The sequence below is a fragment of the Paraburkholderia unamae genome, from assembly GCF_003096875.1.
Lineage (GTDB): Bacteria > Pseudomonadota > Gammaproteobacteria > Burkholderiales > Burkholderiaceae > Paraburkholderia > Paraburkholderia unamae.
This window is the reverse complement of record NZ_QEOB01000005.1, coordinates 430628-450523: the sequence shown is the minus strand read 5'-3', so window position 1 is coordinate 450523 and position 19896 is coordinate 430628. Positions and strand designations below refer to the sequence as shown.

Here is a 19896-nt window from a genome sequence, read left to right as displayed (position 1 = left end):
CGCGCGGCGCGGCCAATGCCGCCGTACACCACGAGCGCATGCGGGTGCTCGGCCACTTCGGGGTCCAGATTATTCTGGATCATCCGGTAGGCGGCCTCCGCGAGCCAGGTCTTGCAGACTTTCTCCGGACCGCGCGGCGCGCGGATCGTGCGGGTCGGGTCGAGGCGGGGATCGGTGAAGTTCGGGTGGTTCATGGCGTTCGTTCGAGTCGGAATGGCTTAAAGGACGGCGCTCGCACCCGCGTATTGCCCCTGAGGCGATGAGCGCTGCAACGTGGGCTAAGTCTAACGCCGCCAAGTTGTATATACAACTCGTTTCGACCAAAGCAGGGTTAGTAGTTACCCTGGACGAATTTCGGGGATTTTCCCGGCTAACGCGATGCGTTTGGGAACATGACGCACGAAATCTTGACTAGACAAGAAAGCGCCAATCGAGCAAAGGCGTGACGAACCGCGCGCACGTGCGCGCGGGCTCAAGGGACGGGGGAATCGGGGAAGGGAAACGAAACGTTTCGCGCTACGCGGCGAAACGCCCGCCAGAGGCAGGAGGCAAAACGTGGATCGAGGCAACGAGCGGCGCGCGCGCCGTCAAACCGTGCCCGCCAGGTGAAACCGCGAAGCCGGATGCCACAGGCGCACCGACGTCGCCACATGACGCCCCACCCACGTGCGCCGCAGCAACAGCAGGCACGGCTCGCCGATCTCCATCTCCAGATATTGCCGCACCCGGGCGTCGGGCTTTTGGGCGTAGATGCGGAACTCCGCGCGCTGGATCGGCGCGAGTCGCACCATGTAGTGATTGGGCGTTTCGGCCGTGAAATCCTGCGCGAGATACTCCGGAAACACCTCGGGGTTCACATAGCGGTCTTCGTACTGGATCGGCTCGCCTTCTTCGCTATGCACGATACGCGAGTGAAACACCGGGCCCGTGCCCAGCTCCAGCGCGGCAATCGCGTTCGGATCGTCGCTCGCCTCCAGCGCCAGCACGCGCGCCGAGTGGCGATGGCCGCGCGCCGCGATTTCGTCGGCGATATTGCGGATTTGCAGCACGGTGGATTCGTATTGACGCGGCGCCACGTAGGTGCCCGAGCCGCGCACGCGGTTGAGCACGCCTTCGGCCATCAGTTCGCGCAGCGCGCGCGACACGGTCATGCGCGCCACGCCGAACTCCTTCACCAGCTCCGTTTCGGACGGCACCACGTCGCCGGGCCGCAAGGCGCCGCTTTCGATCTGCGCGAGCACGTGGCGCTTGATCTGCTCATAGGCCGGCATCGGGGCACTGCGGACCGTCTTCTTTTGCATGGTCTCGATCTTCGAATGAACGGGAAGTTGCCGAAGCGACGCCCGCCTGGCGCCGCGCGGCCGTCCGCCTTGGCGGCGGCCCACATTGTACCGCCCCTTAAAGCGCGTCCGGACCGGGGCCTTGCGCAGGTCACCCGTCACAGGCCGAGTCCGCCCCGATGCGGCGAACGCACAAGGCTCGCGCGTGAGCCTCGAAAACGGCGGCGCGCGCGACCTCGCCGTCATGCACGCGAGCACACCGCTTTCAGGCGGCCAAGCGCACGAACGGGTTCGGACTCGTGGGCATCGAAGCGGAATCGCAAGGCTATACCGCGGGAAAGGCACAGGTCGGCGTGAAGCAACGCGGATAGGCGCGTCGCACCGAAGCCCACACCGGGGCGCTCACGCCAGGGCCGCGGCCTCGGCAAGCGCGCCTTGCCAGCGCGCGAGCGCCACGCACGCGCGCACGCCCCGCCCATCCGCGCCGGGGCTCAGGCTCACCACGCCGCGATGCGACTGCGCGATCTCGCGCACGATCGCGAGGCCCAGGCCCGTGCCTTCGGTGTCGACGGCAGCGCGGAAAAACGGCTCGAACACGCGCGCGCGCGTTTCCGCGGGAATGCCGCGGCCGTTGTCGAGCACTTCGAGCGTGACCGCCTCGTCGCTCGCCCGCACCGACACCGTCACGTGGCCGCCGGCCGGCGTATAGCGCAGCGCGTTGTCCACGAGGTTGCTGACCATCGCGCGCAGCAGTTCGCGATGCCCCGCCACGACCGCCACGCCCTGCTCCTCCGGCAGTTCCGCACCGAGATCGATGCCGCGCGTCTGCGCGAGCAGCGCGAGCGCCTCGACCACTTCGCGCGCGAGTTGCGCCATATCGATGGGCGCGGCCGGCACGCGCGCCGGGTCGAGCGCTTCGGCCTGCGCGAGCAGCAGCAACTGGTTCGTGAGCGCGACCATCGAGCGGTTGCTCACATGCATGGCCGCCAGCACTTCGTCGAGCAGGGGATCGACGGCCTTTTGCTGGCGCGCGTACTGGAGTTGCGTGCCGAGCAGCGTGAGCGGCGTGCGTAGCTGGTGCGCGGCATCCGCGATAAAGCGGCGCTGCGCCGCCGCCTGCGCCGAGAGCCGCGCAATGCATTGATTGATGGCCTCCACCACGGGCCGCAGTTCGGCGTGCAGCCCTTCGGCGCGAACGGGTTCGAGGTGCGAAGGATCGCGGTCGGCCACGTCGTTCTTGAGCTTCATGAGCGGACGCAGCTCGAACGTCAGGCCGATGCACGCCAGCGCCACCGCGAGCATGACCATGCCGATCTGGCGCAGCAGTTGCGGGCGCCACAGCGCCGTGGCCATCGCGTCGCGCGAGCGCTCGGTCTTGCCCACCGACACGCGCACGCGCCATACGCGGCCGTTGTCGTACATGGAGCGCACCACGCTCCCGACGCGCACGGCCTGGTCGCGCAGCGCGGCGTCATACCACACGGGCGCATCGACGGCGGGCGGCGAGCCCACATGCGGGAAATCGGGCATGCCTGCGAGCAGCGAGCCACCCTCCACGCGCACGTTGTAGAACACCTGGTCCTGTTGCGGCGAGGCGAAGAGTTCGAGCGCCGCGGGCGGCACGTCGGCGCGCAACGCGCCGTCGGCCCATTGCACGGAACCGGCGATCATGCGCGCGGACGACAGCAGCAGCCCGTCCTGCACGAGATCGGCGGTATGGCGCGCAGCGCGATACTCGGAGGTCGCCGTGAAGCTCACATAGAGCGCGAGCGGCACGAGCATCCACCACAGCAGGCGAATCCGCAGGCTACCCGTCATGGCGGCACGCGCTCGTCGTCATAGCGTTTCGTCCTTGCGGCGCAAAAGATAACCCAGGCCGCGCAACGTGACGATCACGGCCGAACTGCCCTCCAGCTTCTTGCGCAGCCGCGAGACGTAGATCTCGATGGCGTCCTCGCTCGGTTCGTCGGCGAGCGTGAAGATCGCATCGACGAGCGCGGCCTTCGAAACCGTCTGCCCGAGGCGCAGCGCCAGCGTTTCGAGCACCGTGCGCTCGCGCGGCGTCACGTTCAGCGGCGCGCCCTTGAGCGCGAACTGGCGCGTGTTCAGATCGAACACGAGGTCGCCGCAACCGATTTCGTTCGCGCGCGCGGGAGTCTGCCGCCGGATCAGCACCTTGATGCGCGCCACCAGTTCGCGCACCTCGAAGGGCTTGACGAGATAGTCGTCGGCGCCCGCGCCGAGCAGTTCCACCTTCTCGTCGATCGAGCCGCTCGCCGTGAGCACCATCACGGGCGTCGCGTCGCCGCGCTGGCGCAGCCGGCGCAGCACGTTCTTGCCCGAGAGCTTCGGCAGATTGAGGTCGAGCAGCACAACGTCGTAACGACTGGCTTGCAGCAACTGGTCGGCGGCCTCGCCGTCCTGCACGGCGTCGAAGGCGAACGCCTGCTCCTCCAGCGTCTTGACGAGCCAGTGCGCGAGCGTGGGATTGTCTTCGATCAGCAGCAACTTCATGGGCGGTGCGCGGGGCCGGTGTGCGGCCAGTATGGGGCGAAGGTTTCGGGGAGTCGATTGTGCCGTCGCAAACGTGACGCCGCCCTGCGGGTTAACACGGACGATTTTGCAAGGTGTTAGAAGGCTGGCAGAAGGCTTACGGTTTTTATAATCGGCTCCATTCACCAAAAAGCGCCCGCATGCACGGCGCACCACCTTCAGGAGACTCCACCATGCCTACCCTGCGCCAGATCGCCGCTGTATCGAGTGTCGCGTTCGCCCTTGCCGCCGGTTCCACGGCCGCTCACGCGGAAAAGATCACGATCATGGTTGGCGGCGCCACCAAGATCATCTATCTCCCCGCCAAACTGACCGAACAGCTCGGCTACTTCAAGGACGAAGGCCTCGACGTCGAAATCCAGTCGCAGCCGGCCGGCGTGGACGCGGAGAACGAGCTGCTCGCGGGCGCGGTGCAAGGCGTGGTGGGCTTCTACGATCACACCATCGACCTTCAGAGCAAGGGCAAGGAAATCCAGACGCTCGTGGTGTTCGGCCAGGTGCCGGGCGAAGTGGAAATGGTGTCGAACGCGACGGCGGCCACGGTGAAGAGCATGGCCGACGTGAAGGGCAAGACGCTCGGCGTGACGGGCCTCGGCTCCTCCACGAGCTTCCTCACGCAATACCTCGCGCAGCGCGCGGGCGTGCCTTCGAACCAGTACACGCTGCTGCCCGTGGGCGCGGACAACACCTTTATCGCGGCGATCAAGCAGAACCGCATCGACGCGGGCATGACCACGGAGCCGACCGTCTCGCGCCTGCTGCAAACCGGCGACGCCAAGGTGCTCGTGGACATGCGCACGCTCGAAGGCACGCGCGCGGCGCTCGGCGGCACCTACCCCGCTTCGAGCTTCTACGTGCAGCGCGCCTGGGCGCAGTCGCACAAGGACGATGCGACGAAACTGGCGCACGCGTTCTCGCGCACGCTCAATTTCATCGCCACGCATAGCGCCGAGGAAATCGCCGCGAAGATGCCGAAGGACTACTACGGCAACAACAAGGATCTCTACGTGGCCGCGCTGAAGTCCTCGCTGCCGATGTTCACGAAGGACGGCCGCATGCCCGCGGACGGCCCGGATACGGTGCTCAAGGTGCTCTCGGCGTTCAATCCTTCGGTGAAGGGCAAGCACATCGACCTCGCCAAGACGTACTCGAACGACTACTTGCCGGCCGCGACCGCCACAGCGTCGAAGTAAGCATCTGGATCGGCCCCACGTTCAGCCCAACGAGACCATGACTTCCTCCTACACCCAAGGCACGCCGGCCATCGAGCTGCGCAACGTTTCGTGCCGCTTCATCTCGCCCGACGGCAAGGCGACCGTCGCCCTGCGCGACTTCAGCATGTCGGTCGCGCGCGGCGAGTTCGTCGCAATCGTCGGGCCCACGGGCTGCGGCAAATCCACCACGCTCAGCATGATCACGGGCCTGCTCAAACCCACCACGGGCGAAGTGCGTGTGATGGGCGCGCCCGTGAACGGCATCGACCCGCGCATCGGCTTCGTGTTCCAGGCCGATGCCGTGTTCCCGTGGCGTTCGGTTCTCGACAACGTGGCGGCCGGTCCGCTCTATCGCGGCCGCTCGAAGTCGGCGGCCTACGACGAAGCCAACGAATGGCTGCGCCGCGTGGGCCTCGCCAACTTCGGCAAGCATTATCCGCATCAGCTTTCGGGCGGCATGCGCAAGCGCGTGGCGCTCGCGCAGACCTTCATCAACAAGCCCGAAATCCTGTTGATGGACGAGCCGTTCTCGGCGCTCGACATGCAAACGCGCACGCTCATGCAGGACGAGTTGCTGCAACTGTGGGGCGGCACCGGGTCGGTCGTGTTCGTCACGCACGATCTCGAAGAAGCCATTGCGCTCGCCGACCGCGTGTTCGTCCTCACCGCGCGCCCGGCCACGCTCAAGAAGGTCTACGAGATCGATCTGCCGCGCCCGCGCGTGACGTCCGAAATCCGCTATGCACCGCACTTCGTCGAACTGTCGCGCCAGATCTGGCACGACCTGCGCGAAGAAGTGCAGATCGCCTGACACCGGAGTTGAATATGTCCACCCCGCAACAAACCTTGCCGCAAGGCCTCGATACCGCCTCGCTCGACGCCGTCGAGCGCGCCGCGCAAAAGCGCATTCGTCAGCGCAATCTGCTCGTCATCGCGCTGCGCATTCTCGTGCTCGTCGTCGTGCTCGGCGGCTGGGAACTCGCCGCGCGCCTCAAATGGATCGACCCGTTCTTCTTCTCGATGCCCACGGCCATCTTCGACCAGATCATCGACTGGTTCGTGAACGGCACCTCGCAAGGGCCGCTGCTCACGCAGGTGTGGGTCACGCTGGAGGAAACCGGCCTCGGCTTCATCATCGGTTCGGTGGCCGGCGTGTTCTGCGGCATCGTGCTCGGCCGCAACAAGCTGCTCTCCGACGTGTTCAGCCTCTACATCAAGATCGCCAACTCGATTCCGCGCGTGGTGCTCGGCTCGGTGTTCGTGATCGCGCTGGGTCTCGGCATGGCGTCGAAAGTGGCGCTCGCCGTGGTGATGGTGTTCTTCGTGGTGTTCGCCAATGCGTTCCAGGGCGTGCGCGAAGCCGACCGCTACATGATCGCCAATGCGCAGATTCTCGGCGCGTCGCGCCGCCAGGTGACCACTTCGGTCGTGATTCCCTCGGCGCTTTCGTGGATTCTCGCAAGCCTGCACGTGAGCTTCGGCTTCGCGCTGGTCGGCGCCGTGGTGGGCGAATTCCTCGGCTCGAAGCAAGGCATCGGACTCTTGATCTCGACGGCGCAAGGCGCGTTCAACGCGAGCGGCGTATTCGCCGCGATGATCGTGCTGGCCGTGGTCGCGCTCGCCGCCGACTATCTGCTCACGGCGCTCGAGCATCGTCTGCTCAAGTGGCGGCCCACGCCTTCGAACTGATTCAGCCGGCTTCCCCTGTCCGGACCGCGTGAGACGCGAGAGCTTGCCTGGTCCGTGATCCGCGGCGCACTGCCAGTGCGCCGCGTTTTTTTTGCCTGGCGCGCCAGAATTTACTTCGGCTGCTCGACCGTGCGCAGATACGGCTTGAGCGTCTTGAAGCCCTGCGGATACTTCTGCTTCGCCGCCTCGTCGGAAACCGAAGTCGGGATAATGACGTCGTCGCCCGGCTTCCAGTTCACCGGCGTCGCCACCGTGTGCTTCGCGGTGAGTTGCAACGAATCGAGCAGGCGCAGCACCTCGTCGAAGTTACGGCCCGAACTCATCGGGTAGACGAACATCGCCTTCACCTTCTTGTCCGGCCCGATGAGGAACACCGCACGTATCGTGGCGTTGTCGACCGCCGTGCGCGGGCTCGCGCCGCTCGCGTTCGGGTGAATCATGTCGTAGAGCTTGGCGACGTTCAGGTCCTTGTCCCCAATCATCGGATAGTTGACAGCGCTACCCTGCGTTTCCTCGATGTCCTTCGCCCACCTCGCATGATCGTCCACCGGGTCGATGCTCAGGCCGATGATCTTCGTGTTGCGCTTGTCGAATTCCGGCTTGAGCTTCGCCATATAGCCGAGTTCCGTCGTGCAGACGGGCGTGAAGTCTTTCGGGTGCGAAAACAGAATGGCCCAGTGGTCGCCAATCCATTCGTGGAAGTTGATCTTGCCTTCGGTGGTCTCCGCGGTGAAATCGGGTGCCTCTTCTCCAATTCGAATCGTCATCTTCAGTCTCCTGAATGCAGTGATTTACAGATCGAGAGGGTCTGCGTGCGTGCGAAAAGTGCGACTCGCTTTTGCATTTTAGGTAGTTCGCGTGAAGCTTTCGGTATTTCTTTCTGATTTCATAAAAATTACAAATATCATACATACCACCCTTATTTTCTGCGAAAAGGCCGGCATCGCCGCGCTATTGCATCCTTGACATCCACGGAGCATGAAGCGAATAATGCGTCGTTCGATAAACGAAACCGTGTTCGTGTATAGAACACGAGAATAATGAGAACGGGCTGGCCGTCCGAGCACGCAAGCTGCGCGCGAGGGCGTGATATGAACCCGCTGCGCCGGGGCGGCACCGCCTCTCGCACATGGAGGAGCGCCGCACCTGCCTTCCCGTGCCCTGCTCGAGCTGCCCGCCAGCCGCGCGACGCCGGGCGCATTCGCAAGCCACGCCTCCTGTCCGCTCCGGCCAGCCCGTAGCCGCACGCTACGAACACGCTGAAAGAGCATGAAAAGAGACCTCCAGAATCAAGCGCACGACTCCCGCCAGGGCGTCGTCGGCGCCCTCGTGTATGTGTTCGAACGGGTCATGCCCGACCCCTTCGTCCTGTCCATCTGCCTCACCTTCTTCGTTGCGGTGCTCGCGCTGCTGATCGCGCCGCACGGCAACATCCCCACGGTGCTCAGTTCCTGGTACGAGGGCACCTTCGGCATTCTCGGCTTCGCGCTGCAAATGATCCTGATCCTCGCCACCGGCTACGCCATTGCCGAGGCGCCCGTGATCCAGCGCGTGCTGCGCGCGCTCGCGGCCAAGGCGCAAACGCCGGCGCGCGCCGCGCTGCTGGTGTTTCCCGTGGTTGCCGTCGCCGCGTGGCTGAACTGGGGCCTGGGCCTGATCGTGGGCGCGCTGCTCTCGCGCGAAATCGCGCGGCGCGTGAACGTGGATTTCGCATGGCTCGTGGCGGGCAGCTATTCGGCGTGGTCGATCTGCAATAGCGGGCTCTCCAGCTCCATCGCCCTCTCGCAGGCTTCGCCCGGCAATGCGCTCAATCTCGTGGAAAAAGCCACCGGCCACGTGATCCCGCTCAGCCAGACCGTGTTCGCGCCGTTCGTCTTTATCCCCACCGTGCTCGTGGTGGTCGTGATGACGTTCATCTTCATCCGCATGCATCCGAAGCCGGAGCACGTGGCGGCCTTCAGCCAGGCGGCCGAAGCCGAAGCCAGCGACGCCGGCGCCGGCGACGACCCGCACGCGCGCATCGGCGACGGCTCGCCCTCGTTCGCCTCGCGCCTCGAACAATCGATGCTCGGCACGCTGTTGCTGATCGTGCTCGGCGCGGGCTACCTCGCGATGGAATGGAGCGAAAAGGGTTTCGATCTCGACATCAACACGACGATCCTGATCTTCCTGCTGATCGGCCTCGCGCTCCAGCGCACGCCCATCGCCTACGCGAACGCCATTCGCCGCGCCGCGCGCCAGACCGGCTCCATGCTGCTCCAGTACCCCGTGTACGGCGGCATCATGGGCATGATGAAGGGCACCGGCCTCGCCTCGATGATCGCCAAGGCCTTCGTGACGATCGCCACGCCGCTCTCGCTGCCGATCTGGAGCTATCTGAGCTCGCTCATCATCACGCTGCTGGTGCCGAGCGCGGGCGGCCACTGGGCCGTGCAGGGGCCGTTCGTGCTGCCCGCCGCGCTGAGCCTGCACGCCTCCGTGCCGCGCACCGCCATGGGCGTGGCGATGGCCGAGAACGTCTCGAACATGCTGCAACCGTTCTGGGCCGTGCCGATCGTCGCGATCGCGGGCATCCGCATTCAACGCGTAATGGGTTATACGGCCGTCACGTTCGCCGTTTCGCTCGTGATCTACGCCGTCGCGCTCTGGCTCGTGCCCTGAGCGTCCGCACATTCGCGATCGGGAAAGGCGCTGCTCAGGCAGCGCTTTTTTTTGCCCGGCACGCAACAGCGCACTAAGCTCGCGATTCACGAAGATCGGCGACAATGAGCGGGCCTCGACGGCGGCACGCCGCCCCGATTCTGTGTGCGATTCCAATCCGGAGACTGCCATGACCGCCAGCGCGCCGCCTTCCTCATCCTCTTCTTCGTCGTTTTCCGCATCGTCCGGAAGCGGCGGCGACGACGTCGATCCGCGCCTCGTCGAATTCGCGCGCCAGGTGTTCGACACCGCGCGCCGCGGCGAAGCGGCCACGCTCGCCACGCTCATCGACCAGGGCCTGCCGCCCAACCTGCGCAACGAAAAAGGCGACAGCCTCGTGATGCTCGCGAGCTATCACGGCCACGCCGCCGCCGTGCGCGCGCTCGTGCAGCGCGGCGCGGACCCCAACCTGCGCAACGACAACGGCCAGACGCCGCTCGCGGGCGCGGCGTTCAAGGGCTACGCCGAGGTGGTCGCCGCCCTGCTCGAAAACGGCGCCGATGTGGAAGGCGCCTCGCCCGACGGCCGCACGGCGCTGATGGTCGCCGCCATGTTCAATCGCGGCGACATCGTGGAACTGCTGCTCGCGCGAGGCGCGAACGCCGCGGCGCGCGACGCCTCGGGCAACAGCGCACTCGACGTGGCCCACGCCATGGGCGCGGCCGACACGGCCGACCGCCTCGCCCAACTCGCTGGCGGCAAAGGCGCGTAGTTCACACGCCCCTTCACACGCCCCTTCGCACGCCCCCGCGAACGCCCACCCGAACAGGGCGCGATCCGCGCCCTCGTTTCCGCAAAGCGCATAACAACGGGCGCCTTCCTGGTGTCACTCCTGGTTTGCATACGACGCGCCGCCAGGCGACTCTATTCATGCAGGTATGACTTGTGCGTGCAACGCCGCTGCGGGGCAGGCGGTTTTCCGCAAGGCGTGATATCGTTTTGTCATCGGATTCGAAGCCTGCGAGCACCCGTCAATCGAACTCTGTTACTTTCGCGAGCGTCGCCATGAGTGATGTACGCCACCATCTGAGTCCGCGCGATCGCGTGGAAATGCTTTGCTGGCTCACCTGCGGGAGCCTCGGAGCCTACTATCTGAACGAGTCCTGGCCCAACGCGGCCTTTCACGTGCAGGCCGCGCACAAGTGGCTGGACCGTCACGCGCGCGAGGCCGACTGGCTTGCGATCGCGCGGCTCGCGGCCATGGCGCAGGACATCGCGCAGCAGCACGCGTGGTTCGTCGACGCCGTGTGGGCGCGCGACGCGGTGGAAGAGATTCTCGACACCGACGACCTGAACTACCAGGCCAAGCTCGTCCTGCAAGTGCTCAAGGACTGCGAACGAGCGCTCGCCGACCGTCGCCCCGCCGACTAATCACGCAACCGGTCGCCGTCGGTCGCGTTCGATTGCATTCGTGAATAGCGCGCGCGCCGCTTTGAACCGGCGCACGTTTCTCCATCACTTGATGGATGCGGCGCGCGTTTCATCCGAACATACTTCCGCTTGCAGCGCTGGCGCTTTGCCGGCCGCTCGTCCATGCGGGAGAGTTACGATGACTCGTTACCACGCCCTGACGTTCGCCGCCGCGCTGCTTGCGTTCGCGTCGGCGAGCCCCGTCGCGCTGGCGCAAGCCGGTGGCCATGCAACCGCCCTCAATGCCGCCCGGCCCATGCAGATGCAGAAAGTCGCGAAGAGCAATCAAAAAGGTGTGCAAACCGCGAAAGCCACGAAACCGGCGCCGCAATCGCTGCGCTGGCTGCTCTCCGATACACCCTGAGGTTGCCTCTAAGTTGCCCCGAAGTTTCCCTGCCATTGCCATGAAGCGAACCGGCGCGCACGCGCCAGGCTCGCCCGCCGCCACTCCACCTCGCAACGAGGCCGCCGCGTCGTCAAGACTGCGGCGGCTTCGCGTTGTCCGCCGCGGGCGGCGGCGCCGGCGTCCAGCCGTAACCCAGCGCCTTGTAGAGGTTCACGATCTGCGCCAGCTCCTGGTCCTGGAGCGACGACTGCTGCAATTGCGCGTTGAAGAGACTGCGCTCGGCGTCGAGCACTTCCAGGTAGCTCGTATAGCCGCCCTCGTAGAGGTCGCGCGCCACCGATGAATATTCGGTGAGCGCCCCCACCTGGCGCGTCGTCGAGTCCAGTTGATCGCGTGTGCGCGCCACGCCCACGAGCGCGTTTTCGACATCGGCGAAGGCCTGCTGGATCGTCTGCTCGTAGCTGAAGAGGGCTTCCTGCTGCACCGCCTCCGCCTGATGGACGCCGCCCGCGATCGCGCCGCCCTGGAAAATCGGCTGCGTGATCGCGCCCGCGAACGACCAGACGCGCGCGGGACCGGTCCACAACCCGGAGAGCGCCGTGCTCGCCGCGCCGAACAGGCCCGTGAGCGAGATCTGCGGGAAATACAGCGCCCGCGCCGCGCCGATCGACGCATTGGCCGAGATGAGCGTTTGTTCGGCTTGCAGAATATCGGGGCGGCGCTCCAGCAAAGTCGAGGGCAGACCGGCCGGGATGGCGGGCGCGGTCAGTTCCGTGATCGACTTGCCGCGCGGAATCGGCCCCGGATTCTGCCCCAGCAGCAGCGAGATTGCGTCTTCCTGCGTCGCGATTTGCTGCTGGATCGAAAACACGGAAGTCTGCGCCGATTCGTACTCGGATTGCGCCTGGCTCACCTGGAGTCTCGACACGACGCCGCCTGCATAACGCTCGTTGAAGAGATCGAGCGCGCCCTTGCGGCTTTCGAGCGTGGCCTGCGCGATGAGGAGCTGGTTGTCGAAGTCGCGCAGTTGCAGATAGGACGTCGCCACGTTCGCAATGATGGCGATGCGCGTGGCCTGCTGCGCGGACTGCGTGGCCAGATAATCGGCGCGCGCGGCTTCCGTGAGGCGCCGCAGATGGCCGAACAGATCGAGCTCCCAGGACACCGCGCCGTTGAGTTGCACCTGGTTGCCGACCGATGGCGGATAACCCGGCGCGATGGCGCCCCGGCTGCGCGACGCGCCGAAATTCGCCGAGACCTGCGGGAACAGGCCCGCGCGCGTGACGACGTAACGCCCGTAGAACTCTTCGACGCGCGCGGCCGCGATGGCGAGATCCTTGTTCTGCGCGAGCGCCTTGGCAACGAGGTCGTTGAGCACCGGGTCGTTGAACTGCGTCCACCAGTCGAGCGAGGTGTCCACCGCCTCGGCTTGCGGCGAGGCGTAGCGGAACGACGAAGGCGTCTCGACCGCCGGGCGATGATAGTCGGGGCCGACCGCGCAGGCGCCAAGGAAGGCCGTGGCGGCGATCAGCGCGAGCGGGCGCAGCGTGCTGCAATGCAGACAGTTTTTCATCGCTTAGCCCTCCTGAGAAGGCGGCGCCGCGGGCGGCGTGCTGGCATCCGGCGTGGCGGCCGGCTTCTTGCGCGACGAAAGCGTTTCGAGTCCCCAGAAGAACATCGGGATAAAGAACAACGCGATCACGGTGGCGCCGAGCATGCCCGCGATCACCCCGGTGCCGAGCGAGCGCCGGCTCGCGGCGGAAGCGCCGCTGGCGATCGCAAGCGGCACGCAGCCCAGAATGAACGCGAGAGACGTCATGATAATCGGCCGCAGACGCAGCTTCGCCGCATGCAGCGCCGCTTCATACGGCGACATGTTCTCCTTCTCGCGCATCTCCACGGCGAACTCGAAGATCAGAATGGCGTTCTTCGCCGCGAGCGCGATCAGCACGGTCAAGCCGATCTGGAAATACACGTCGTTTTCCATGCCCCGCAACAAGATGCCCACCAGCGCCCCGAAAATCGCGAACGGCACGGCCAGCAGCACGCCAATCGGCAGCGACCACTTCTCGTACTGCGCCGCGAGAATGAGGAACACCATCAGCAGTGCAAAGCCGAACACGAGCGCCGCCGTCGAGCCGGCCTTCTTCTCTTCGTACGCCTGGCCGCTCCATTCGTAGCTGTAGCCTTCGCCCAGCACTTCCTTCGAAATGTCCTCCATCGCCGCGATGGCTTCGCCCGAGCTGTGGCCCGGTGCCGCGTCGCCGGTGATCTTCGCCGCCGGGAAGTTGTTGAAGCGGTTCACGATGTCAGGCCCCGGCACGAAGCGCGAGGTCGTCACGGCCTTGATCGGCACCATGTCGCCGCTGCGGTTGCGCACGTAGATCTGCTGGATATCGTCCGGGCTCAAGCGGTATTGCGGCTCCGCCTGGATGATCACCTGGAAGAGACGGCTGCCCTTCGGGAACTGGCTCACGTACAAGGACCCGAACATCGTCTGGAGTGCCGAATAGATGTCCTGAACCGGAACGCCGAGTGTTTCCGCGCGCTCGCGGTCCACTTCCACGAGCAACTGACGCGAACTCGTGTTGATGGTCGAATTCACGCCGCGCAGCGCCGGGTTCTGCCGCGCCTTCGCAACGACCTGGCGAACCTTGTCTTCGAGTTGCTGATAAGTGCCGTCGCCGGTGCTTTGCAACCAGAACTCGAAGCCGCCCGTCGTGCCGAGACCCGGAATGGATGGTGGATTGAGCGGCACGACCACGCCGTCCTTGAACTGGGAAAATGCCTTGGTGGCGTCCCGGATCAAGTCCTGCGCGGTGCCGTTCTCGCCGCGATCCTTGAAGCCCTTGAGCGTCACGAACAGCGTGCCCGCGTTCGACTTGTACTGCGAGTCGATCAGGCTGTAGCCGATCGGCGCCGCCACCGAACTCACGGCGGGCTGTTTCGCGAACCAGTCCTCAGCTTTCTTCGAGAGGTCGCCGGTGCGGTCCAGACTCGCCGCGTCCGGCAGCACGACCGCGCCGAACAGATAGCCCTGATCCTCCACGGGCAGGAATGACGAGGGAATATGTTTGAAGAGGCCAACCGTGGCGATCAGCATCACGACGATCAGGCCGATGGAGAGGATCACGCGGCGTATCGCCGTCTGCACCCAACTGCCATAACCGTTGGTGAGGCTCTCGAACTTCTCGTTGAACCAGCGGAAAAAGCGGTTCTTCTTCTGCTCGCCCGGCTTGAGCAGAATGGCCGCGAGCGCGGGCGAAAGCGTGAGCGCGACGATACCCGAGAGCACCACCGAGACCGCGATCGTCACGGCGAACTGCTTGTAGAGCTGCCCCGTGATGCCCGAGAGAAACGCCACGGGGATGAACACCGCGAGCAGCACCAGCACGATCGCCACCACCGGCCCGCTCACTTCGTCCATCGCGCGTTTGGCCGCCTCCTTAGGTGGCAGCTTGAACTCGCTCATGTTGCGCTCGACGTTTTCGATCACCACGATCGCGTCGTCCACCACGATACCGATCGCTAACACCATGCCGAACAAGGTGAGCATGTTGATCGAGAAGCCGAACGCCGACATGCCGATGAACGCGCCGATGATCGACACCGGCACCGCGAGCAGCGGCACGAGCGTCGCCCGGAAGCTCTGGAGGAAGATGTACACCACGATGATCACGAGAATCACCGCGTCGCGCAGCGTATGGACCACCTCGTTGATCGACTCGTGCACGAACTCGGTCGTATCGAGCGCGACTTCATACTTGAGGCCCGGCGGAAAGCTCTTGTTCAACTGCTCAAGGGTCTGACGCACCTGCTTGGCCACTTGCAGCGCGTTCGCGCCCGGCTGCTGGTACACGGCGAGCAGTGTGGCCGTCTTGCCGTTGTAGCGGCCGCGCAGCGTGTAGTCTTTCGAGCCCAGCTCCGCATGCCCGATGTCCTTGATGCGCACGATCGCCGCATCGCCCGACGCCGCCTTCAGGATGATGTTGTCGAATTCGGACGGCTCCGTGAGACGCCCTTTCGTGGCCACCGGGAAGGTCTGGTTGACCGGCGCGTTGGTGGGCGCCTGACCCAGTCGGCCCGCCGAGAACTGCTGGTTCTGCTGCGCGATCGCGTTCTGCACGTCGGACACGGTAATGCCGAGCTTCGCCATGCGGTCGGGCTTGAGCCACACGCGCATCGCATAGTCGGCAGAACCGAAGATCGACGCCTGGTTCGCGCCCGGAATGCGCTTGAGCGCGTCGAGCACGTAGACGTTCGCGTAGTTCGCCACGTAGGCCGCATCGTAGGAGTTATCGGGCGAATAGATCGCGATCACCATCATGAACGCCGACGAGCGCTTCTGCACCGACACGCCTTGCGCCGTCACCGCATCGGGCAGGAACGGCAGCGCGAGGTTCACGCGGTTTTGCACGTCCACCTGGGCGAGCGACGGATCGGTGCCGATATTGAAGTACACCGTGAGCGTCATATTGCCCGTCGAGGAGCTCGACGAGTTCATGTACATCATGTTGTCCGCGCCGTTGACCTGCTGTTCGATCGGTGCGGCCACGTTCTGCGCGACGATATCGGCGCTCGCGCCCGGATACGTGCCACTCACCGTGATGGTAGGCGGCGCGATGTCCGGGAACTGGGCGATCGGCAGGTTGAACATCGCCACGAGACCCGCGACGACGAGCACGATCGAGACCACCGACGCGAAAATCGGCCGGTCAATGAAGAAGTGGGAGAACTTCATCGTTCAGCCTCCCGCAGCGGGCGAGAACGTGACGTCCACGCGGCGGGATTTCTCCGGCGGATCGGATGCGACGATCTGCGCCGGTTTGCGCATCTCGATGCGCTCGGTTTTCACGCCGGCCACGACCAGCGCGGCGCGCACGGTCTCCGCCCGCGCCTTGGCGAGGCGCGCGTTCGCGGCCTGCGAGCCGCTCGAATCGGTGTAGCCGGAAATCACCACGCGCACGCCCGGCTCGTCGACGAGACGACGCGCCACGCCCGCGAGCGCATCCGCCGACTGGGCGTCGAGACTCGCGCTGCCCGTTGCGAAGTAAAGCGCGGTGTGCTCGCCCAGCACGTCGGGCGTGCCCGAAGCGGCGGCCGCTTGAGCACCGTTCGCGCCCGCCTTGGCTTGCGCGCCGGCCTGAGCGCCGGCTTGCGCATTCGCGTTCGCCGCCGCCGCGCCGGAAGCGCCAGCCGCGCCCGCTTGCGCCGCGCCGCCTGCGCCGCCGTCAGCCGCGCCGAGATTCACGGTCGCGGGGGGCGTCGCCACGAGATTCGCCTTGACCGGCACGCCGGGCATGAGCCGCAGCGTATTGTCGATGACGACCTGATCGCCCGCATGCAAGCCCGACTTGATCACCCAGGCATTGCCGTTCCACTCACCGGTCTCCACGGCGCGCTGCTGCGCCTTGTTGTCCTTGTCGACGGTCCACACATACGCGCCGCGCGGGCCCTGCTGCACCGCCGACTGCGGCACGGCCACGGCGGAAGCGCGCTGCGCGCCCAGCAGCTTGATGCGCACGAACTGGCCCGGCCGCAGCGCCCCGGTGGGGTTGGGCATGTCCGCGCGAATCAGGTACGTGCCCGTTTCCGAACTGAGCGAGGCGTCGGTGAACGAGATATGGCCGCGTTGCGGATAGATGCTGCCGTCGGCGAGCACGATCACCGCTTCGAGCTTGCCGACCGGCGGCAGCTTGAGCGTGCCGTTCTGCGTTTGCGTGCGCAGATCGAGCATCTCGTTCTCGGAGAGCGAGAAGTTGATCCACATGGGATCGAGCTTGGCGACGTAGGTCAGCAGGCTATTGGTTGCGTCGAGATACGAGCCGTCCTGCTTCTTCGCGAAGCTGGAGAGCCCGGTCACGGGCGCGACGATGGTCGTATAGCCCAGGTTGAGCGACGCGGTAATGACATTCGCGCGCGCGCCTTCCACGGCGGCGGCGGCCGCCTGCTCCTGGCCGACCGAATCGTCGAGATCCTTCTGGCTCAACGCGTTCTTCGCGACCAGCGGACGCACGCGGTTCAGGTTGGCCTGCGCGGTTTGAAGCCGCGCCTTCTGCTGCGCCAGCTCGGCCTTCGCGGCATCGAGCTGGGCCTCGAAAGGCTTGCGGTCCATGACGAACATGACGTCGCCCTGATGGACCAGCGTGCCTTCCTGATACACGCGCTTTTCCAAAAAGCCGTTCACGCGCGAGCGGACTTCGACCTGCTGCGAACTTTGCGTCTGCCCGACGTACTCGAATACCACCGGCACGTCGCGCAGTGCGACTTTGATGACGTCGACGTTCGCCGCCGGGCGCGCCGCAGCCTCAGGTTTGTTTTCATTACATCCCACAACCACTGCGAACATCCACAACGACAGGCACAGACGGACTACCCGGTTTCCGCGTGTCATGCTCTTCTCCGTTATCGACGATCTGCGCTGGACCGACGAAACCAAGCCAGGCGCGCGTGCGATGGCGTTCATCGCAATACTGACTTGGTGCTCGATCAGATACTACTGTTTTTCGAGACAACGCAGAATCAGTGTGGCCGGAAATTTGTACGCGATGAGACAGTCTGCGTGCGCCAGGCAACAGTCGGCCAATTCGTTTCGATATCCGAAATGGTGAATGACGAATCGTTCGCTAACGTTATTCGTCAGCGCGGCGTGGCGGGAGAAAACGAAGGGAAAAAAATGCAGCCGCCAGCGCGATGTGGCGGCTGCAAAAAAATCATGACCGCAGCGTGTCAGGCGGCGTTTCAGGCGACATTTCAGGCGGCGCGTTCGAGCCGGCGCATGGCGCCGAATTCCGCGCACGAGAGCGTGCGCATGAGCAACGCCATGGCCTCGGCCACGCGGCGGCGATCGAGTTCGACGTGCAGGCAGGCGAGATCGCTGCGGCGATCGATGTCGATCGTATGCACGCCGAGCGCGCCGCCAACGAGCGCATGCAGCGTGCATCGCGCGAGTTGCGCTTCGCGCGTCGGCACGCGCACGACCAGTTGCACGGTTGCGCGATGCGCCGTGGGTTGGCGCGCGTTGCGCAGGGAAAGAATGGGACGCGATTTGGGGGAATTCAGGGCGGCTTTCACGGCGGCTTTCACCTCGGAAGTCGCGCCGGAAGCCGCGGTAGTGCGGGAACCTCGGGAAGACGAGCCTTGCGGGACGAGTGACGGCATACGTGTGGTGCGAACGCCACCCTTTCGGGCGGCACGCTTGAGTGGGACACGAACCGATTCTAGGCAGCGCGGCGTAAACGGTTCATCAATAAACGCGGTGGCCGCGCTAAAAGTGCATAGCGAGTGCATAGCGGCCACCGCGTCGCGCCGTGAGGTCCCGCGACGGCCGCGCTCAGTCGAGCGGACGGCCCGCCGGCTCGCGAATGAGCGGCAGCGCGAGCAGCGAGACCGCCCCGCAGCCGATCAGATACCACGCGGGCGCGAGCGGGTTGTCGAGCAGCTTGATGAGCCAGGTAGCGAAGAACTGCGCGAAGCCGCCGAAGATCGACACACCCAAGCAATAGACGATGGACATGCCCGTCACGCGAATCGACTGAGGAAAGAGTTCGGGCAGCATCACGATGTTGGGCACCGCCGTGAACGCCACGATCGCGCCGAGCACGGCCACGACCGAGAGCACCGTCGCGACGGACGGCGCGGCGTGAATGATCATGAATGCCGGATAGATCACGGCGATCAGCGCCACGCGCGAAACGCCCATGACCCACTTGCGGCCCAGGCGGTCGGACAGCATGCCTGCGAACGGCGAGCACACGGCCGTGACGAGCGCCGCGACCAGCGCCGCGCTCATGCCGACCGACATCGGCAGACCGAGAATCTTGATCGCGTAGGTCGACATATAGAACAGCACGATATAGTTCGCCGCCGTGCCGCCGATCGTCGTGACGACGCCCGCCACGAGCGCCGTGCGGTGACGCCCGAAAATCTCGCGCAGCGGGCGCGCCATGTCGGCCACGGGCTCGGTGTCTTCCACATCGACGGGATGCGCAAGCGTTTCGTCGAGATGGCGGCGGATATACACGCCAACGGGCACGACCAGCATGCCGATCACGAACGGCACACGCCAGCCCCAGCTTTCGAGCGCCGCCTGCGAGAGCGTGGTGGAGAGCGCCACGCCGAGGAGCGCGCCGCACACCGTGTTGAGCCCCTGGCTCACGAACTGCCAGCTGCCATAGAAGCCGCGCGAGCGGTCGTCGGCGTATTCGAGCAGCAGCGAGGTCGCGGCGCCCACTTCGCCGCCCACCGCGAAGCCCTGCACGAGACGCGCGAACAGGATCAGCGCGGGCGCGGCCAGGCCGATCTGCGCGTAGGTGGGCGCGAACGCGATGAGCGCCGAGCCGAGCGCCATGAGCCAGAGCGTGAGCGTCATGGCGGCCTTGCGGCCCACGCGGTCGGCGAACGCGCCGATCACCACGCCGCCTATCGGGCGCACCACGAAGCCCACGCCGAAGCTACCCACGGCGAGCATCAACTGGTTCAGCGACCCGTGCACCGGAAAATACAGCGAGCCGATGATCGAGGCGAAGAAGCTGTAGACGGTAAAGTCGAAGAACTCCAGCCCGTTGCCGAGCGTGATCGCAAAGATCGCCTTCGCGCGCGAACGGCGCGTGGGTATGGGGGCCGCCGCGGCTTGCGCCTGTATCGAGCTGGCGTTCATCGTGTGTCTCCTCGTGTCTCTCTCGTAGCGTATGAATCCGTGGCG

The 19896-nt window shown here is 65.4% G+C and carries 16 protein-coding genes and 1 pseudogene; 7 read left to right on the top strand and 10 right to left on the bottom strand.

The window, feature by feature from the left end; translation table 11 throughout:
* From C7402_RS13760 to C7402_RS13745, 4 genes and pseudogenes are all read right to left on the bottom strand, one after another.
* A pseudogene (locus C7402_RS13760) lies at positions 1 to 194 on the bottom strand (urocanate hydratase); the annotation flags it as partial.
* 393 nt (positions 195 to 587) lie between these two features.
* Positions 588 to 1301 (bottom strand): histidine utilization repressor, encoded by a 714-nt coding sequence (gene hutC / locus C7402_RS13755; RefSeq protein ID WP_224039368.1) that lies wholly within the window; start codon positions 1299 to 1301, stop codon positions 588 to 590.
* Between the two features lie 381 nt (positions 1302 to 1682).
* Entirely contained in the window at positions 1683 to 3098 is a 1416-nt protein-coding gene (locus C7402_RS13750; RefSeq protein WP_116611047.1) for a sensor histidine kinase, read from the bottom strand.
* Between the two features lie 18 nt (positions 3099 to 3116).
* Positions 3117 to 3794 (bottom strand): response regulator, encoded by a 678-nt coding sequence (locus C7402_RS13745; protein WP_112177004.1) that lies wholly within the window; start codon positions 3792 to 3794, stop codon positions 3117 to 3119.
* Between the two features lie 212 nt (positions 3795 to 4006).
* Between C7402_RS13745 and C7402_RS13740 the strand changes: the two genes are divergently transcribed.
* The 3 genes from C7402_RS13740 to C7402_RS13730 are packed head-to-tail and all read left to right on the top strand — an operon-like array spanning position 4007 to position 6736.
* Positions 4007 to 5026: an ABC transporter substrate-binding protein gene (locus C7402_RS13740; protein ID WP_116611046.1), complete on the top strand. Its 1020-nt coding sequence runs from the start codon at positions 4007 to 4009 to the stop codon at positions 5024 to 5026.
* A 37-nt stretch (positions 5027 to 5063) separates the two neighbouring features.
* Positions 5064 to 5858, top strand: a complete 795-nt coding sequence (locus tag C7402_RS13735; RefSeq protein WP_112177006.1) for an ABC transporter ATP-binding protein — start codon at positions 5064 to 5066, stop codon at positions 5856 to 5858.
* Positions 5859 to 5872: 14 nt separating this feature from the next.
* Positions 5873 to 6736, top strand: coding sequence for an ABC transporter permease (locus tag C7402_RS13730; RefSeq protein WP_112177007.1), 864 nt, complete (start codon positions 5873 to 5875; stop codon positions 6734 to 6736).
* Positions 6737 to 6846: 110 nt separating this feature from the next.
* On the opposite strand, the gene C7402_RS13725 is transcribed toward C7402_RS13730, so the two are convergent.
* Positions 6847 to 7503, bottom strand: a complete 657-nt coding sequence (locus tag C7402_RS13725) for a peroxiredoxin (protein WP_112177008.1) — start codon at positions 7501 to 7503, stop codon at positions 6847 to 6849.
* A 502-nt stretch (positions 7504 to 8005) separates the two neighbouring features.
* Between C7402_RS13725 and C7402_RS13720 the strand changes: the two genes are divergently transcribed.
* The 4 genes from C7402_RS13720 to C7402_RS13705 all read left to right on the top strand — a co-directional run bounded on the left by C7402_RS13720 (position 8006) and on the right by C7402_RS13705 (position 11210).
* Positions 8006 to 9397, top strand: coding sequence for a short-chain fatty acid transporter (locus C7402_RS13720; RefSeq protein WP_112177009.1), 1392 nt, complete (start codon positions 8006 to 8008; stop codon positions 9395 to 9397).
* 169 nt (positions 9398 to 9566) lie between these two features.
* Positions 9567 to 10148: an ankyrin repeat domain-containing protein gene (locus tag C7402_RS13715; protein WP_116611045.1), complete on the top strand. Its 582-nt coding sequence runs from the start codon at positions 9567 to 9569 to the stop codon at positions 10146 to 10148.
* 293 nt (positions 10149 to 10441) lie between these two features.
* Positions 10442 to 10807 carry a hypothetical protein gene (locus C7402_RS13710; RefSeq protein WP_112177011.1) on the top strand — a complete coding sequence of 122 codons (366 nt, stop codon included), beginning with the start codon at positions 10442 to 10444 and terminating at the stop codon, positions 10805 to 10807.
* A 178-nt stretch (positions 10808 to 10985) separates the two neighbouring features.
* Positions 10986 to 11210 (top strand): hypothetical protein, encoded by a 225-nt coding sequence (locus tag C7402_RS13705; RefSeq protein WP_112177012.1) that lies wholly within the window; start codon positions 10986 to 10988, stop codon positions 11208 to 11210.
* A 112-nt stretch (positions 11211 to 11322) separates the two neighbouring features.
* Here the strand turns inward: C7402_RS13705 and C7402_RS13700 are convergent, their stop codons facing one another.
* The 5 genes from C7402_RS13700 to C7402_RS13680 form a co-directional block, all read right to left on the bottom strand.
* The gene (locus C7402_RS13700) at positions 11323 to 12765 is read right to left on the bottom strand and encodes an efflux transporter outer membrane subunit (RefSeq protein ID WP_181565786.1); all 1443 of its coding nucleotides are present in this window, start codon (positions 12763 to 12765) and stop codon (positions 11323 to 11325) included.
* 3 nt (positions 12766 to 12768) lie between these two features.
* Positions 12769 to 15933, bottom strand: a complete 3165-nt coding sequence (locus C7402_RS13695; RefSeq protein WP_116611044.1) for an efflux RND transporter permease subunit — start codon at positions 15931 to 15933, stop codon at positions 12769 to 12771.
* Between the two features lie 3 nt (positions 15934 to 15936).
* On the bottom strand, positions 15937 to 17586 hold the full coding sequence (locus C7402_RS13690; protein WP_116611072.1) for an efflux RND transporter periplasmic adaptor subunit: 1650 nt from the start codon (positions 17584 to 17586) through the stop codon (positions 15937 to 15939).
* A 359-nt stretch (positions 17587 to 17945) separates the two neighbouring features.
* A complete protein-coding gene (locus C7402_RS13685; protein WP_133254490.1) occupies positions 17946 to 18266 on the bottom strand; it encodes a hypothetical protein in 321 nt (106 codons plus the stop codon).
* Positions 18267 to 18525: 259 nt separating this feature from the next.
* Positions 18526 to 19851, bottom strand: coding sequence for an MFS transporter (locus C7402_RS13680; protein ID WP_116611042.1), 1326 nt, complete (start codon positions 19849 to 19851; stop codon positions 18526 to 18528).
* Positions 19852 to 19896: the final 45 nt, after the last annotated feature.